We start from the raw sequence: 16,215 nt of genomic DNA on the forward strand, positions 1-16,215 counted from the left end.
GCTTCCTTAACCTGAACTCTAGTAAAATTAATAAAACAAAAGCAACCCACGAATGAGCTGCTTTTATAGATATACTAAAACTGAATCAATTATTTTTTAATCACTTTTTTTGAAATAATTTCTCCTTTATCATTTTTCAAAGTAACGATATATGCTCCCGAAAGCAATACTGAAGAGTCTATTAGATTTTCACCTTTCTTAATGCCTCCCTCTGATATAGTTCTTCCTTCCATATTGTATATGGAGTAGAATCCATTTTCTTTAGATATAATCTTAATGTTATCCATGATCAGAGTTGAGTAAATATTGGCAAAAGAATTTTGATCCTTTTTTACATCACTTACATTTAACACCGCATTAGGGTTATATCTATAAGTAAATGTTACAGGAGTTCCCAATTCATTATTAAAATCATCAACCATATAATATTTTATGACATAGTCAATAGGAAATGTCCCTGATCCGGTATCTGAATTCCACATTGTATATCCATTGGACACTTCTGAGTTCGCTCCTATGCTAATTGCAGGTTTTGAATTAGCAGGATAAACAGCATTTTTCGTGACGAAAGGCAGGCAGGTGCTTAGATAACAAAACTGAAAACTGCTTCCTGTAGCATTCACTATATCTGTAATTTTTATACGAATATTGATTGGAAATCCTGAGGTATTTTTGATCTTATAATGAAGATTTGCCGGCATTTCATTCACTGTATTATAAGTAATGATTTGTCCATTAGCAATTGGAGTTCCATCTTCTTTGGCTAAAGCAATCTGAGCTTTACTCTGGAAAGAAAAGAGTAAGCATAACAATATTGTAATATTAATTTTTTTCATAATCTTTATTAAACCGGGAAGATCCACGTAAGACCTCCCCGAATTTTTGAAATTGTTATTTAATAATTAATTTTTTAGTGATTGGTTCTGAACCTTTTTCTTTAACAGAAACGATATACGCACCTTTCACCCAATCCTGTACAGAAATTGAAGTATCCGGTTCTACTCCTGATTTTTCTAAAACAACCCTTCCGCTGGCATCAAAGATTTTCAAATCTACTTTTCCTTTCGTCTGTATTTTGATAAAATCTCTTGATGGATTAGGGTATATAACAAGATCATCAGCATCTGTTTTCTCATCATGAACACCAAGCGTACCAGTGATGGCAAAAGGTCCTGCAGCATTAACTATTTCTCCGGTTGTTGCATCTATCAGAAGCAATATGGCTTTCATTTTGCTAATATTATAGGCGGTCGGGATATTAGCTGTAAATGTATAGTTCACTGTTTGTCCGTCAGTAATAGTAGCGGGTATCGAACCTGCCTGCCCTGCATATCCTCCTAATAACATTCTACCCACATGATTATAAACCATATCTGCGGCAGGTACCGGATTAGGTTTATTTTCATATCCTCCCATAGGAGTTGTAGACCCTGCATAATAGTTAACCTGATTATATCCAGCTGCAGTTCCTTTCACATCGTTTTCTATTAATACTGCTGCAAACCTAAAGTTGGCATTTGTAATGTTTGATCTGAATACTGCTGAAGCATTCAGCGTAAGGGCTTGTCCAGCCAAAGCAGTAGTTGCATTTAATGCTGCCGGAATTATTAAGGTTTTTCTTTCATTAATAAACGATGCAAAACTTACTGATACCCCCTCATTCAGTAAACTTCGGTCCACATTCATCCCTGGAAATCCACTAAAGTTCGCATTGGTATCATACTCATCCACTTGCATTGGATCTCCATTGTGTACAGCAATCCCTATAAAATCATTAGGAAAACTGTTTGTCGCATTCTCCATGGCAACCGCTCCTCTTGGACAATATCCGCACCACGTCCCTGTACCTTCTTCAATAACTACTTTTTTAGGTGAGTTTTGGCTTACAGTGGTAAACTTCGTTGCTAGTGTGTTATCTGCAGGCGAAGAATCCGAAGTTCCGTTCACCTGACTGATTGAAATATTGAGTTTTTTTTCTGTTACTGAAGCAAAATTTACAGCAACAGGATGGGTAATTGTCACTTCTTGTTCAAAACCCAGAGGGGATGCTAATGGTATGGTAGAAATATGATCCGCTATTCCATCATTCCAGTTAAGAGTAACGTTATTAATACTCTGTGCTCCATTATTCTTAACAGTTGCTTTAATAGAATAATCAGTATTTATAAGTCCGTAACGATTTAAAGAAACATTTTTAAGAGTAAAATCATTATTCGGAATAGTTTTTATCTGAACCTCATCTATCAGGAGATAATATTGATCGGTACAATCATAATGCCTAAAGGAAAGATATACCTGCTGCCCAATAAAAGAACTCAGATTAATAGATCTGTACTGAAGACCTCCAACAGCTACTGTTTCAGTATAAACAGGTGTGGAAGCAGTAATAGTCCCAGCTGCATTAGAAGCTGTAACATATATTGAATATTTATCTTCAGGATAACCGGCATGAGTTACCTGAGCATACGTTAAATAAACATTAGAAGCAGTAACAGTGCTCAAATCGATCAACGGCGATGTAATCAAATTATTGGGAGTAAGTGCCACATTATTTTGATAAGAATACGAAATCAACGACCCTGCTCCCAAGCTTGGGAATCCGTTTGAAGCATTTATAGTCGCCCATTGCTTTCCGTCTCCGTCCAGATCAGTACTTGTCCATCCGTTTAATCCTGTATTAAAATTCTGACTGTAATAAGTCTGTGATTGATGTATTCCAAACATGAGAATACACGCCATAAATAGAATCTTTTTCATTCAGTAGTTTTTTAGTTGTTAATATTTTTAATTCATTAGGTTTATAAAAATTCGTAATTATTTGTTGCTCCAATTTTTTCTTCTCTTACATTGAGCACTGCTCCGGCTCCATCTAATACTGCAACAATGATTTTAAGATGGTTACGGTTATAATCTGAGGGAATAGAGAATTGGAATGATCTTGCGTACTCACCAGACACCACTGTTTGTTCATCAGGAATATTTTCTCCCGCCACAGAAGAAGTCAGCTTATTCCGTAAAACATTGTGATGTACATAATCATAGATAGTAGGAGGACCTAAGGCTGGGATATAATTCTTTTGTTTACCCACAAGTTCATCTTCTACGATAAACGCTGCAATCTTAAGTCCTGTAAAATTTTGTGCAAATGAAACCCTGGTATCAATATTCAGTGTATTACCGGATATAGCAGAGCCTATTTTTATCCCTATTTTGCTGGAAGCCTTTAATTGAGATAATGGCAACGACATATCTGTATAATTTTCCATATCCTCCCACATTGTATTTCTATTGATAAACATTGTAGGCCAGCCCAGATCTGCTCCGGTAACATTTTTAAAAAGTTCAAGTTCTGTACTTATAGCATTAGACCAGGGATCTTGTCCGCTTGGCCCATGTACGCCAAGAAAAACAAATCCGTCATCAGTTTGCAGTGTGAGATTTTTAGCCCTTGCACCAGCACGGGTACAGTTCCCACACCACGTTCCTGTAAAGTCCTCGTACAGAATCCGATGTTTGAAGTTTATACCTTCATTAACAATTGCCGTTACAGAAATCGGATTTACCGGAAATGCTTTATATTTTGCAGAAACAGTATAAGTCCCTTTTTCTCCGGGAGTATAAAGATTACCGTTAATGAGCTTATCATTAACATAGATCTCGGTTTCCGCAGTAATATCATGATTGAGATTATCTTTTACTTTAAATGTAAAAGTTTTTCCTAATAATTTTTCATTACCTCCTTCAGAAGAAATAATCAGATAGGTAGCTGTAGCATCGCCCTCATCGCTCTGAGATCCGCTACAGGAAAGGATTAAGAAGAGTGAAAATATCACACAAAAAGGAAACAATAACTTTTTTTTCATAATCTTATTAAGTATTTAGTTAAAAAAGAGCATTTTCAAAATTTTATAAAGCTTATTTTAATAGAAAGTTTATTTTTTACATATTTTATTTAAAATATTTCAATGAAATCATGCATTTTAATAAATATTTCGCATCGAAATTATGGATTTATTTTAATATTGACAATAAAATTATATATTTGTCATCAAAAAATAAAGAATACTATGTTGAAAATGATTTTATCGGGATTCTTAATCTTCTGTTTAGGTTTATGTCTTGCTCAGGAAGTCCCTAATGTATCTATTACGACCTTAAATGGTGAAAAACTTAATGTTTCAAAAATTGACTCTTCAACACCTGTGGTGATGAGTTTTTGGGCCACGTGGTGCCTACCCTGTATGGAAGAGCTTACCACTATCAATGAAAAATATGAAGACTGGCAAAAAGAAAGCAAGTTTACTATCTATGCAGTCTCAACAGACGATTCACGTACTACGTCAAAAGTAAAAACCGTTGTAAAAAGTAAAGGTTGGCCGTATACCATACTTCTTGATCCCAATCAAACTCTTAAGCGTGCTCTAAATATCAACAGCATCCCTCATGTAATTCTCGTACACAAAGGAAAAATTGTTTACTCACACGTGGGTTATTCTGCCGGGGATGAGGATGAACTGATAAAAAAGATTAAAGAATGTAACTCTATACATTAATTTCTATGCGGCACAAATCAATAAGTATAGTATTACTGTTCTTTAGCATTAAGTCTTTTTGCCAATTATCAGTAAACCTGGAATCCAATTCACAATATTACATAGACGATAATAAAATAAAGCTTTCAGAAAACGAAGCTGACCAAAGGTTCAGATCAAACAATTACCTGAACGTCAATTATAAATTGAAAAATTTCACCGTTGGCGCTCAGCTTGAATCTTACGAACCCAAAGCCCTTCTTAACTATTCGCCTGCTTTAACCAAAACCAACCTTGGAACTTATTTTGTGAATTATAACAATGAAAAAGCAGGAATAGATATTACTTTAGGTCACTTTTATGAACAATTTGGAAGCGGTTTAGCATTGCGGGTATGGGAAGATAAGCAGCTAGGGATCTCTAACTCTTTACTGGGTGGAAAAATAAAATACACAGATCCGGACCAGATTGTAACCCTAAAAGCTTTATTAGGAAAACAACGATTCGGATTTAACCTTTCTGACGGCGTTGTTGGAGGACTGGATGCGGAAATGAGATTGGATTCCCTTATGAAAGTGAAGGATTTCAGATCCAGCATAGGCTTTAGCTATGTAAACAAATATGAAGACAATAAAGAAAATTCCCTATATCCTAAAAATGTAAATATCTACTCATCCCGGCTTAAAATGGAGTATTCTAAATTTGCCCTGGAATTTGAATATCTATACAAAACCAAGGATAATATAAAACAGGTATCTACACTGGATCCCAACAATATATTTTCAGGAAATGCCTATCTTCTCAATCTATCCTATGCAACTGACCGGTTTGGTATTATTGCAAGCTTAAGAAGACTGGAAAACTTTAATTTCTATTCTCAAAGAGACCAGATAGGAAATATTTACCATAATTCAGTTCTGAACTATGTTCCCGCGCTCACCAAGCAGTACGACTACAGTCTTGCCAATATTTATGTCTATCAGGCACAACCCCGGCTGGCATTTCTTCCTCAAAAAAAATCAGGTGAAATAGGGTCTCAATTTGATATTTTTTATAAAATAAAAAAAGGAACACCCCTGGGAGGGAAATACGGGACCGATCTGTCACTTAACATTTCCAACTGGTACGGACTGAAAGGAACTTACCGGGCCTACATCAATAATATAAGAGATTACAAAACAGACTTTCTTGCATTAGGAGAAAAATACTACTCAGATCAGAGTCTTGATATAAGAACAAGACTGAAAGATAACTGGAAAATTGCTTTGGTGCTCATTAATCAGTTTTATAATACGTACAGAACCGAAGAAACTTCAGGAGAAGTAAAAGCACAAACGGTTGTTCTGGATAATATTTACAGATTTTCTAAAAGTTCTGTAAAGCTGGAACTTCAGCATCAATGGGCTGAAGGCTATCATGGAAATTGGGCAGCAGGACTTCTGGAGTACAATTTCAACAAAAACTGGTCATTCTTCATCAATGATCTGTATAATTACGGCAATCCGGACAAGGAAAAACAAATGCATTACTATACAGGAGGACTTGTTTTCAGGAAAAACAGCACGAGAATTCAGGCATCATACGGAAGACAGCGTGGAGGATTATTGTGTGTAGGCGGAGTTTGCAGATTCGTGCCTGAAAGCGCAGGCTTTTCATTAGGAATAAGTACCAGCTATTAGTCTTTCCTCTTCTATTTTTTATTTAAAAAGATACCATATTAAAATCAATACAGTTCAGCATTCTCAAAATTTTTAATGAAAAGTAAAATGAAATTTAGAAACTGGTTTTTAGCAGTCCTCCTATTTTTAGCGGCAGGAATCAATGCACAGATTAAAAATCCTGTAAAATTTAAGTTCACCGTCAATGACTTAGGGAACAATCAGTATGAAGCTGTTTTGAATGCCACCATGGAAAGCGGATGGCATATTTATTCCAAAGATCTTCCTGAAGATACCGGGATTCCTACTGAATATAAGGTTTCAGGGAAAAATATTGAACTGATTGGTAAATTCACCGAAGTCGGTAAAAAGCACGAGGAATTTTCTGAGGCTTTCGGAGGAACTATTGTATATTACTCCAATACAGCAGGCTTCAAACAGAAATTCAAATTAAAAGATCCTACAAAACCCGCAGACGTTACTTCTGAAATTACCTATCAGACCTGTGATGACAGGGTGTGTCTGGCTCCCAATACTTTAGAATTCAACCAAAAAGTTACTCCAAAAGGTGTTGAGGAAGCAGCAGCGACTGACGAAACGGCTGAACCAGCCAAAGATTCCGCAAAAGTAACAGAAACAGTTGCTACAGATCCTGCAAAAGGAGAAGTAACGATTACAGAGGCTTCTAAACTGGACCCAAAACAGCTGAAAATTGAAACCCTTGATTTCCAGAAACCACTAACGGACTGCGGAACAGCCTCAACAAAGGTGGATGAAAATTACTGGACCTATCTGTTCTTAGGGTTCATCGGAGGATTAATTGCCTTACTGACCCCTTGTGTATTCCCAATGATTCCACTAACGGTTTCATTCTTTACTAAAGGAAGCAAGAACAAGGCAAAGGGGAAAAGAGATGCATTGATCTATGGATTTTTCATCCTTTTAATCTTCGTTTTGCTAAGTCTTCCGTTTCACTTAATTGATGGAATTGCCGGAAATATTTTCAACGAAATTTCTACCAGTGTATGGCTGAATATTGCGTTCTTCATCATATTTATCTTCTTTGCAGGTAGTTTCTTCGGATACTACGATATTACGCTTCCAAGCTCTATTGCCAACAAATCTTCAAAGGCTGAGGAAGCAGGAGGAATTATCGGTATTTTCTTTATGGCTTTAACGCTTGTGATTGTTTCATTCTCATGTACGGGCCCTATTCTGGGAAGTTTATTGGGAAGCGCTGTAACAGGCTCTACCAACGTTCCGATGCTGCTTACTTTTGCTCTGGCAGGGTTCGGACTGGCATGGGCGATTGTTTTTGGGCTACTGGCTTTATTCCCTCAGGCTTTACAAAGTCTTTCGAAATCCGGAGGATGGATGAATACCGTGAAAGTGGTCTTAGGTTTTGTAGAATTGGCACTGGCTTTAAAATTCTTATCCAAAGCTGACCTGGTTTCCAAAACATTCTTCTTAAAAAGAGAACTTTTCATTGCAATCTGGATTATCATTGCATTAGGCCTCGCTTTATATCTGTTCGGGCTGATCAGATTCCCGCATGATGATAAAAAACCTAAAATCTCCATTACCAGAAAGATTTTGGGGGCTTGGGGAATGGGTTTTGTGATTTATCTCATTCAGGGATTAATTCCTTCTGACCGCCCGAAACTTCAGCTGTTAAGCGGAATCCTCCCTCCTCTGAATGTAAGTTATTTCCATGACGAAAAAGACGGCATCTTAGGAATGCATCCTGAACATGATTTCTTTAAAGCCATTGAAATTGCGAAGAAAGAGAACAAGCCTATCCTGATTGATTTTACCGGATATGGATGTGAAAACTGCCGTAAAATGGAAGAATTTGTATGGAGTGAGCCGGATATTTTACCAACGCTTCAAAACGATGTTGTCCTGGCTTCTTTATATGTTGATGATAAGGAAGAGCTTCCGGAAGACCAGAAAACAAAGATTGACCTTGGGGACGGACAGATCAAAAAGGTAAAAACTATTGGGGACCGATGGAGCTTATTCCAGCAGGTCAACTTCAATAATAATTCCCAGCCTCACTATGTTTTAATAACGCCCGACGGAAAGGTAATCAACACTCCGGTTTCAGGATACATGCCGAAAGAAGATTTTAAAAAATTCCTCGAATGCGGCGTAGAGTATTTCAAAAAAAGTAAATAACAATAAATAAAAAAGACTGTTTCATTTTGAAGCAGTCTTTTTTTATAATTTTCTATTTTATTACCAATTCAATTACATATCCCTCATGCCCTCTTACATTGATAAAATCTCCTCCTTCAAAACCCAGATATTGCCCTTTAATTCCAACTAGTTTTCCTGTGAATTCCGGTTTTTTATCCAATGTGAAAGAACTTACTTTTGCAGGCTTTTCATAAGGGTAGTCAAATTTCCATAAATTTTCACCTTCACTGTAGAATTTCTGGAAGTCTTCCGGGAAATATTCTTTTATTTTTTGTTGAAAATCAGCAAGATCAATCTCACCTTCAAAATCATCTTGAAGCATTTTCTTCCAGTTAGTCTTATCAGGCAGATGTTCTTTCAAAGCAACCTCTATCATTCCTGCTTCGTAGCGGTTTTCAGTTCTGGCAATCGGCAGGGCAAAAGTAGCTCCCTGATCAATCCATCTCGTCGGAATCTGGGTATTTCTTGTTACCCCCACCTTTACATCCCCAGTATAGGCAAGATAAACAGTATGAGGCTGCAACTGGATTTCTTTTTCAACTTCCAGATCACGCTCAGCAACTCCTAAATGTGCTGTAGATAGTTCCGGCCGGATAATCGTGTCACTGGCATAAGGACTTTCAAAAAAACAGCTTTTACAAAAACCCATCCTGTAAATTGGTTTATTTTCACCGCAGTTTACACACTGAAATCCAGTATGTCTGATATGCAGTTCTTTTCCAAACAGCTCATTCATATGAATAAGATCCCCTGAAAGATTAAGATAATATTGAATCGGCTGTGCGTCGAAACTTGTCATTTTTAAAATTTGCCCTTGAAACTGCATCGTATTTATATTACTTTTTTAAGTAAATTTAATGATTATATTTTCAAAAAGTAAATTTATATTTTTGTACGGAAAAAAAATCACAAATGGTTTATCTAATAACAGGAGGAAGCGGATTCATCGGATCACATTTAACAGAAAAATTATTAAGAAATGGACATTCTGTCATAAACGTTGACAATTTTGATGATTTCTACAGTTATCAGATCAAAATTAAAAATACTTTAGAATCTATTGGTCAAAATTCGGATTTTACATTTACTGACAAAGAGTCGGATATCCGGCAGCTGGCCCAGCTTACACAATCCAACAAATACACTCTTTACTATCAAGATATTAGAGACAAAAAAGGACTTGAAAACATCCTCAAAAACCACTCTATTGATATGATTATTCATCTGGCCGCTCTCGCCGGGGTACGCCCCTCTATCGAACGCCCACTGGAATACGAAGAAGTCAACGTCAGAGGAACCATGAACCTGTGGGAACTCTGCAAGGAATTTAATATTAAAAAATTCATATGCGCCTCTTCATCAAGCGTTTATGGAAATAACGAAAAAATCCCTTTTGAAGAAATGGATAATGTGGATAACCCTATTTCTCCTTATGCTGCAACCAAGAAATGCGGGGAAATTTTAGGACATGTATACCATCAGCTTTATGGTATCGACATGATTCAATTGAGATTTTTCACGGTATATGGCCCGAGACAGAGACCGGATCTCGCGATTCATAAGTTTACAAAACTAATTTCTGAAGGACATGAAATTCCTTTCTATGGCGACGGAAATACAGCCAGAGACTATACTTATATTGATGATATTATCGATGGAATCACCAAATCCGTCCTTTATTTAGAAGACCACTCCAATGTCTATGAAGTCCTTAATCTGGGAGAGAGCCAGGTTATTACTCTATCTGAAATGGTATCCATAATAGAAAATACACTTGGAATGTCTGCCATCAGAAAAAATCTGCCAATGCAGCCGGGAGATGTCAAAAAAACCAATGCAGATATAGCAAAAGCCCGGACATTAATAGGCTACAAACCAGACACCGACTTCCAAAATGGCATAAAAAAATTTGTGGAATGGTTTTTGAGAAAATGACATCAGGTACGTTGCTGACATAGCTGCAATGCTTTCTATGACGGACAATGAACAAAAATTAATTAAAAAGAATTGAAAATCAAGTAATAAAAAAGCGTATAATATAAGCTATTTTTATACTTTTGCAAAAAAATCAGAAAATTATGTACTGGACATTAGAATTAGCCTCATATCTAAGTGACGCACCTTGGCCAATGACAAAAGCAGAACTTATTGACTATGCAATCAGAACTGGTGCACCTATGGAAGTAGTGGAAAACCTTCAGGCTATTGAGGACGAAGGAGAAATCTATGAATCAATAGAAGAAGTTTGGAGTGACTATCCTACAGATGAGGATTTCCTTTGGAACGAAGACGAATATTAATTAAAGCAATAAGCTTTAAGCACAATGCTTAGAGCTTTTTTGCCCTTTTTCAGATATAAAATTCACACGATAAGCGTGTCAGTAAAACGCTTAAAGCATCATGTTTTAAGCATAAAGCAAAAAATTTATGAGTTTTTTAAACAAAGTTCTTAAAGGGTTTTTGGGAGACAAAAAAGCGCAGGACCTAAAAGAAGTAAAAAAAGTTGTAACAAAAATCAAAGCTGTAGAACCAGCCATCCAACAGCTAACTGATGATGGACTGAGACAAAAAACTGCTGAATTTAAAGAGAACATAAAATCTGCAACCAGCAAAATAACAGCTCAGATAGAACAGATAAGAGAGCAGGTAAAAAATTCAACTAACGTAGATGAAAAAGAAGCTCTTTTCTCAAAGATTGAATCTCTGAAGAAAGAATCATACGAAATTGAAGAGAAAGTTCTTGGTGAGATCCTTCCGGAAGCTTTTGCCCTGGTAAAAGAAACTGCAAGAAGATGGGCACAGAACGGAGAAATCCGTATTACAGCAACAGACTGGGACAGACAGCTGGCTGCTGCGGGTAAAGATTTCGTAGAGATTCAGGGGGATACTGCGATCTGGAAAAACTCATGGGACGCTGCCGGGACTCCTGTAGTCTGGGATATGGTCCATTATGATGTTCAGTTTATCGGAGGGGTTATTCTTCACAGCGGTAAAATTGCCGAAATGGCAACCGGTGAGGGTAAAACCCTGGTAGGAACATTACCTATTTACTTAAATTCACTTCCCGAAAGAGGAGTTCACGTTGTAACCGTGAATGACTACCTTGCCAAAAGGGACTCCGCATGGATGGGGCCTCTTTATCAGTTCCACGGAATGTCTATCGATTGTATCGATAACCACCAGCCGAACTCGGACGGAAGAAGAAAAGCATATAACTCAGATATTACCTACGGAACAAATAACGAATTCGGTTTTGATTATCTGAGAGATAACATGGTAACTTCACCTTCAGAACTGGTACAGAGAGAACTGAACTTCGCTATCGTAGATGAGGTGGATTCTGTATTGGTAGATGATGCAAGAACACCTTTAATTATTTCCGGTCCGGTTCCTCAGGGAGACAGACAGGAGTTTGATGTTCTTAAACCTTCTATTGACAGAATTGTTGATGTTCAGAAGAAAACAGTTTCTACCATTTTCAATGAAGCTAAAAAATTAATTGCAGCAGGAAACAACAAAGAAGGAGGATTTAAACTTCTTCAGGCTTACAGAGGTCTTCCTAAGAACAGACAGTTAATCAAATTCTTATCGGAAAGCGGAAACAGAGCATTGCTTCAAAAGACTGAAGCTCAGTATATGCAGGATAACAACCGTGATATGCCGATTGTAGATAAAGATCTTTACTTCGTAATCGAGGAGAAGAACAATCAGGTAGACCTTACAGACAAAGGTGTAGAATACATGTCTCAGGGGAACTCTGATCCTAACTTCTTCGTTCTTCCGGACATCGGAACTGAGATTGCTGAAGTAGAAGCTAAAAACCTTACCAAAGAAGAGGAATTTGAAGCTAAAGAAAGATTGTTCTCTGATTTTGCTGAAAAATCTGAGCGCGTACACACCATGAGCCAGCTATTGAAAGCCTATACGTTATTTGAAAAAGATGATGAGTATGTAGTGATTGATGGCGAGGTGAAAATTGTAGACGAGCAGACAGGACGTATCATGGAAGGAAGACGTTATTCAGACGGTCTTCACCAGGCAATTGAAGCTAAAGAAAATGTAAAAATCGAAGCGGCAACCCAGACTTTTGCCACGATTACCCTTCAGAACTATTTCCGTATGTACAACAAACTTGCGGGGATGACGGGTACTGCTGAAACAGAAGCTGGCGAACTTTGGGAGATCTACAAACTTGATGTAGTGGTAATTCCTACCAACCGTCCTATTTTAAGACATGACAGACAGGATTTAGTTTACAAAACTAACCGTGAAAAATATAACGCTGTAATTGAAGAAGTTGAAAAGCTAACCGCTGCCGGAAGACCTGTTCTTGTAGGAACAACTTCTGTTGAAATTTCACAGTTGCTTTCTAAGGCCCTTCAATTAAGAAAAATTCAGCACCAGGTATTGAACGCGAAGCTTCACAAAAAAGAAGCAGAAATCGTTGCCGGAGCAGGACAGCCGGGAGTTGTAACCATTGCAACCAACATGGCGGGTCGTGGTACCGACATTAAGCTTTCAAAAGAAGTAAAAGAAGCTGGTGGTTTGGCCATTATTGGTACAGAAAGACACGATTCAAGACGTGTTGACAGACAGCTTAGAGGTAGAGCAGGACGTCAGGGAGATCCTGGAAGTTCTCAGTTCTATGTATCTCTTGAGGATAATCTGATGCGTTTATTCGGTTCTGAAAGAATTGCTAAAATGATGGACAGAATGGGTCATAAAGAAGGTGAAGTTATCCAGCACTCTATGATCAGCAAGTCTATTGAAAGAGCTCAGAAAAAAGTGGAAGAAAACAACTTCGGGATCAGAAAGAGACTTCTTGAATATGATGACGTAATGAACAAACAGCGTGACGTGATCTACAAGAGAAGAAAGAACGCTCTGTTCGGAGATCACCTGAAGTATGATATCACCAACATGATTTTTGATGTTGCCAATTCTATTGCAGCTAAAGGAAAATCTACCGGAAGCTTTAAAGATTTCGAATATGATATCATCAAAACCTTTACCATGGAATCTCCGGTTTCTGAAAATGATTTCAAAACGAAAAACCTTCAGGACCTGACCAATATTTTATTTAAAGCGGCTCAGGAAGATTATCAGATGAAGCTTAATCTTCTGAAAGAAAAATCATTCCCTATCATTGAGAATGTATATCAAAACCAAGGGTCTATGTTTAAAATGATCCAGGTTCCTTTCTCAGACGGACATAAGACAATGACCATCGTAGCCGACCTGAAAGAGGCTTATGATACGCAGTGTGAAAGCCTTATCAACGATTTTGAAAAGAATATTACCCTTTCTATCATCGATGAAAACTGGAAGCTTCACCTTCGTGAAATGGATGACCTTAGAAGATCTTCTCAAGGTGCCGTTTATGAGCAGAAAGATCCGCTTGTGATTTACAAACAGGAATCATTCCACCTATTCAGTGAAATGGTAGACAAAATGAACAAAGAAATTATTTCTTTCTTATATAAAGGAGAAATTCCTGCTTAGGAAATAATTAATAAAATAAGTTAAAACCCCGCTTCATAACTGCATGAAGCGGGGTTTTATTATTTAGCGTATAATAAAATTATGATAAATATCAATTAAGTTATTTATTTAGAATAATTAAAAACAATATATTTGCAGAAAATTTGACTTTCATGAAAAATGTACTGATCTGTGCTTCTATGCTAAGTTCTATGCTGGCTTTCGCCCAGAAAAAAGATACCATCAAATCCAATGCTATTGAAGAAGTTGTAGTCAACGGAAGGTATTATCAGAAATATAAGCTTAATGAAGTTTCCGGATCATTAAGACTTCAGACTCCTATTATAGAGCTTCCGCAAAATGTACAGTCAGTCAGTTCACAGGTTTTATCCGATCAGATTACCCTCAACATGTCTGAAGGAATTGTGCGAAACGTGAGCGGCGCAAGAAAAGTAGAACACTGGGATAATGTCTATTCAAACGTTTTCATGAGAGGAGCAAGTATCGCCACTTATATGAACGGAATGAACGTTTCTTCCACATGGGGGCCTATTAACCCTGATGCATCCATTATAGACAGAATAGAATTTGTGAAAGGGCCTGCCGGATTCATGGGATCTATGGGAGACCCTGCCGGATTTTATAATGTAGTTACCAAAAAACCTACGGGAAAATTTGCAAACAGTGTAAGATTCACAACAGGAAGTTACAATCTTTTCCGAGGCGAAGCTGACCTGGATGGCGTTCTTATTAAAAACGGGGTATTGGATTACCGCTTAAACTTAATGGGCAGCTCCAACAAATCATGGGTAGAAAATGACAAAACAAGCAAAATCATTATTGCTCCTTCTATAACTTTCAGGCCTACAAAAACAACGACTTTTACTGCACAATATAATTTTCAGCATTTAAAATTCAACCAGCCGGGTGCCTATATCATGTCGAAAGAAGGCTATGCCACACTAGGGGTCCACACTAACTTTAATGATCCTAATTTTAAAGAAACTAAAGTAAGAGATCAAAGCTTATTCTTAAGCCTGGATCAAAAGCTTTATAAAGACTGGGTATGGAGCACACAGTATGCTTATATGGACATGAACTATGATGGAGGTTCATGGTGGGGAGATTTCAGAACACCTTCTGACCCTAATATCTTTTCAAGAGACCTGAGCAACTGGCAAGCTATCGGAAAAAATCATATTTTCCAGACTTATTTAAGAGGAAGCCTGAATACAGGAAATATTGTACATAAAATCATTGCCGGATTTGACTATGGAGACAGAAAGTACCAGGCTGATTTCTCTTCAATGGGAAGCGGAGGCTCTATAAATATTCACAATATCATGTATGGTGTAGATCCTGCTGCCCTTCCTTCACAAGATGCTTATTTCCTGAACAGAAATGCCGCATTCTATGATGATGAAGGAGTAAAATATACTTCATATTATGCACAGGATCAGATTGAAATGTTCAATAATAAGCTTCGTCTTACTCTGGCAGGAAGATATACCAGCGGAACAACTTATGCAGGATATCCCAATCTGGGTGAGGTTACTCCTGATAAAGCCGGAGAATTTACACCGAGAGTAGGTGCAAGCTATTCCATCACAGAAGATTTTTCCGCATACGGAGTATTTGACAAAACATTCTCCCCTCAGTCCGCCAATACTTTTACAGGTTCAATATCGGCTCCGTTAAAGGGCCAGAACATTGAATTTGGTTTGAAAAAAGACTGGTTCGGAGGAAAATGGAATTCAACATTTGCGGTATATGAGATAAGAAGGCAAAATATTTTAACCAAAGATTTTGTAAACAGTACCCCTTCAAAAACCTTCTATTATGCTAATGGAGAACAAAGAGCCAGAGGTTTTGAAGCTGATCTGAAAGGAGAAATTGTAAAAGGTCTGAACATTATTATCAATTATGCTTACACTGACGCCAAAACCATTAAAGACACTAATCCGGAAATTCTTGGAGCGGCTTCCCCGGGGAATGCTAAAAACGTACAAAATACCTGGGTTTCTTATCACTTTAGCGACAGCTTATTAAAGGGATTCGGTATATCTGCCGGTTATCAGTATCAGGGAGGAAGAGTTTCCTGGTATGGCACAAATTCCGGAAACCAGTCATTGCCTGATTACTTTGATACCAATTTCGGAATCACCTACAGGGCTAAGAAGTTTGATATCAATCTGATGCTTAACAATGCTTTGAACAGAAAGCTGTTCAGTGGTTACTATGATCCGGGATACAATACACCGAATGATACAAGTGACGATAAATACGTATGGATCTACAATGCCCCGCGCAACTGGAGACTATCAATAGGATATAAATTTTAAATA

General features: G+C 37.4%; 11 protein-coding genes. 7 read left to right on the forward strand and 4 right to left on the reverse strand.

Going from position 1 to position 16,215, the window contains the following annotated elements; all coding sequences use genetic code 11:
- Positions 1-89: 89 nt before the first annotated feature.
- From FW768_RS14575 to FW768_RS14585, 3 genes are read right to left on the reverse strand one after another with little or no spacing between them, the layout of a single operon-like run.
- Positions 90-836: a T9SS type A sorting domain-containing protein gene (locus tag FW768_RS14575; protein ID WP_153396590.1), complete on the reverse strand. Its 747-nt coding sequence runs from the start codon at positions 834-836 to the stop codon at positions 90-92.
- A 55-nt stretch (positions 837-891) separates the two neighbouring features.
- Complete coding sequence (locus FW768_RS14580; protein ID WP_153396592.1) at positions 892-2,757, reverse strand: T9SS-dependent choice-of-anchor J family protein; 1,866 nt, start codon at positions 2,755-2,757, stop codon at positions 892-894.
- Between the two features lie 41 nt (positions 2,758-2,798).
- Complete coding sequence (locus FW768_RS14585; RefSeq protein ID WP_153396594.1) at positions 2,799-3,863, reverse strand: Omp28-related outer membrane protein; 1,065 nt, start codon at positions 3,861-3,863, stop codon at positions 2,799-2,801.
- Between the two features lie 204 nt (positions 3,864-4,067).
- Between FW768_RS14585 and FW768_RS14590 the strand changes: the two genes are divergently transcribed.
- The 3 genes from FW768_RS14590 (at position 4,068) to FW768_RS14600 (ending at position 8,368) form a co-directional block, all read left to right on the forward strand.
- Positions 4,068-4,553: a TlpA family protein disulfide reductase gene (locus FW768_RS14590; protein WP_231128696.1), complete on the forward strand. Its 486-nt coding sequence runs from the start codon at positions 4,068-4,070 to the stop codon at positions 4,551-4,553.
- Between the two features lie 5 nt (positions 4,554-4,558).
- On the forward strand, positions 4,559-6,211 hold the full coding sequence (locus FW768_RS14595; RefSeq protein WP_153396596.1) for a DUF6029 family protein: 1,653 nt from the start codon (positions 4,559-4,561) through the stop codon (positions 6,209-6,211).
- Between the two features lie 87 nt (positions 6,212-6,298).
- Positions 6,299-8,368 carry a protein-disulfide reductase DsbD family protein gene (locus FW768_RS14600; protein ID WP_153396597.1) on the forward strand — a complete coding sequence of 690 codons (2,070 nt, stop codon included), beginning with the start codon at positions 6,299-6,301 and terminating at the stop codon, positions 8,366-8,368.
- Positions 8,369-8,420: 52 nt separating this feature from the next.
- On the opposite strand, the gene FW768_RS14605 is transcribed toward FW768_RS14600, so the two are convergent.
- On the reverse strand, positions 8,421-9,215 hold the full coding sequence (locus tag FW768_RS14605) for a DUF2797 domain-containing protein (RefSeq protein WP_153396599.1): 795 nt from the start codon (positions 9,213-9,215) through the stop codon (positions 8,421-8,423).
- An 86-nt stretch (positions 9,216-9,301) separates the two neighbouring features.
- Here FW768_RS14605 and FW768_RS14610 point away from each other — a divergent pair, with 86 nt between their 5' ends.
- The 4 genes from FW768_RS14610 (at position 9,302) to FW768_RS14625 (ending at position 16,212) form a co-directional block, all read left to right on the forward strand.
- The gene (locus tag FW768_RS14610) at positions 9,302-10,324 is read left to right on the forward strand and encodes a GDP-mannose 4,6-dehydratase (protein WP_153396601.1); all 1,023 of its coding nucleotides are present in this window, start codon (positions 9,302-9,304) and stop codon (positions 10,322-10,324) included.
- Between the two features lie 143 nt (positions 10,325-10,467).
- Entirely contained in the window at positions 10,468-10,689 is a 222-nt protein-coding gene (locus FW768_RS14615; RefSeq protein ID WP_002662059.1) for a DUF2795 domain-containing protein, read from the forward strand.
- A gap of 127 nt (positions 10,690-10,816) precedes the next feature.
- A complete protein-coding gene (gene secA, locus FW768_RS14620; RefSeq protein WP_153396603.1) occupies positions 10,817-13,891 on the forward strand; it encodes a preprotein translocase subunit SecA in 3,075 nt (1,024 codons plus the stop codon).
- Positions 13,892-14,043: 152 nt separating this feature from the next.
- Positions 14,044-16,212 carry a TonB-dependent siderophore receptor gene (locus FW768_RS14625; RefSeq protein WP_153396605.1) on the forward strand — a complete coding sequence of 723 codons (2,169 nt, stop codon included), beginning with the start codon at positions 14,044-14,046 and terminating at the stop codon, positions 16,210-16,212.
- Positions 16,213-16,215 lie beyond the last annotated feature (3 nt).

The sequence above is a fragment of the Chryseobacterium vaccae genome, assembly GCF_009602705.1.
Taxonomy (GTDB): domain Bacteria; phylum Bacteroidota; class Bacteroidia; order Flavobacteriales; family Weeksellaceae; genus Chryseobacterium; species Chryseobacterium vaccae.

What these genes read in the sequence shown, in the direction of transcription:
- FW768_RS14575 (WP_153396590.1), bottom strand. Translation starts at nt 836, where the DNA reads ATGAAAAAAATTAATATTACAATATTGTTATGCTTACTCTTTTCTTTC.
- FW768_RS14580 (WP_153396592.1), bottom strand. Translation starts at nt 2,757, where the DNA reads ATGAAAAAGATTCTATTTATGGCGTGTATTCTCATGTTTGGAATACAT.
- FW768_RS14585 (WP_153396594.1), bottom strand. Translation starts at nt 3,863, where the DNA reads ATGAAAAAAAAGTTATTGTTTCCTTTTTGTGTGATATTTTCACTCTTC.
- FW768_RS14590 (WP_231128696.1), top strand. Translation starts at nt 4,068, where the DNA reads ATGTTGAAAATGATTTTATCGGGATTCTTAATCTTCTGTTTAGGTTTA.
- FW768_RS14595 (WP_153396596.1), top strand. Translation starts at nt 4,559, where the DNA reads ATGCGGCACAAATCAATAAGTATAGTATTACTGTTCTTTAGCATTAAG.
- FW768_RS14600 (WP_153396597.1), top strand. Translation starts at nt 6,299, where the DNA reads ATGAAATTTAGAAACTGGTTTTTAGCAGTCCTCCTATTTTTAGCGGCA.
- FW768_RS14605 (WP_153396599.1), bottom strand. Translation starts at nt 9,215, where the DNA reads ATGCAGTTTCAAGGGCAAATTTTAAAAATGACAAGTTTCGACGCACAG.
- FW768_RS14610 (WP_153396601.1), top strand. Translation starts at nt 9,302, where the DNA reads ATGGTTTATCTAATAACAGGAGGAAGCGGATTCATCGGATCACATTTA.
- FW768_RS14615 (WP_002662059.1), top strand. Translation starts at nt 10,468, where the DNA reads ATGTACTGGACATTAGAATTAGCCTCATATCTAAGTGACGCACCTTGG.
- secA (WP_153396603.1), top strand. Translation starts at nt 10,817, where the DNA reads ATGAGTTTTTTAAACAAAGTTCTTAAAGGGTTTTTGGGAGACAAAAAA.
- FW768_RS14625 (WP_153396605.1), top strand. Translation starts at nt 14,044, where the DNA reads ATGAAAAATGTACTGATCTGTGCTTCTATGCTAAGTTCTATGCTGGCT.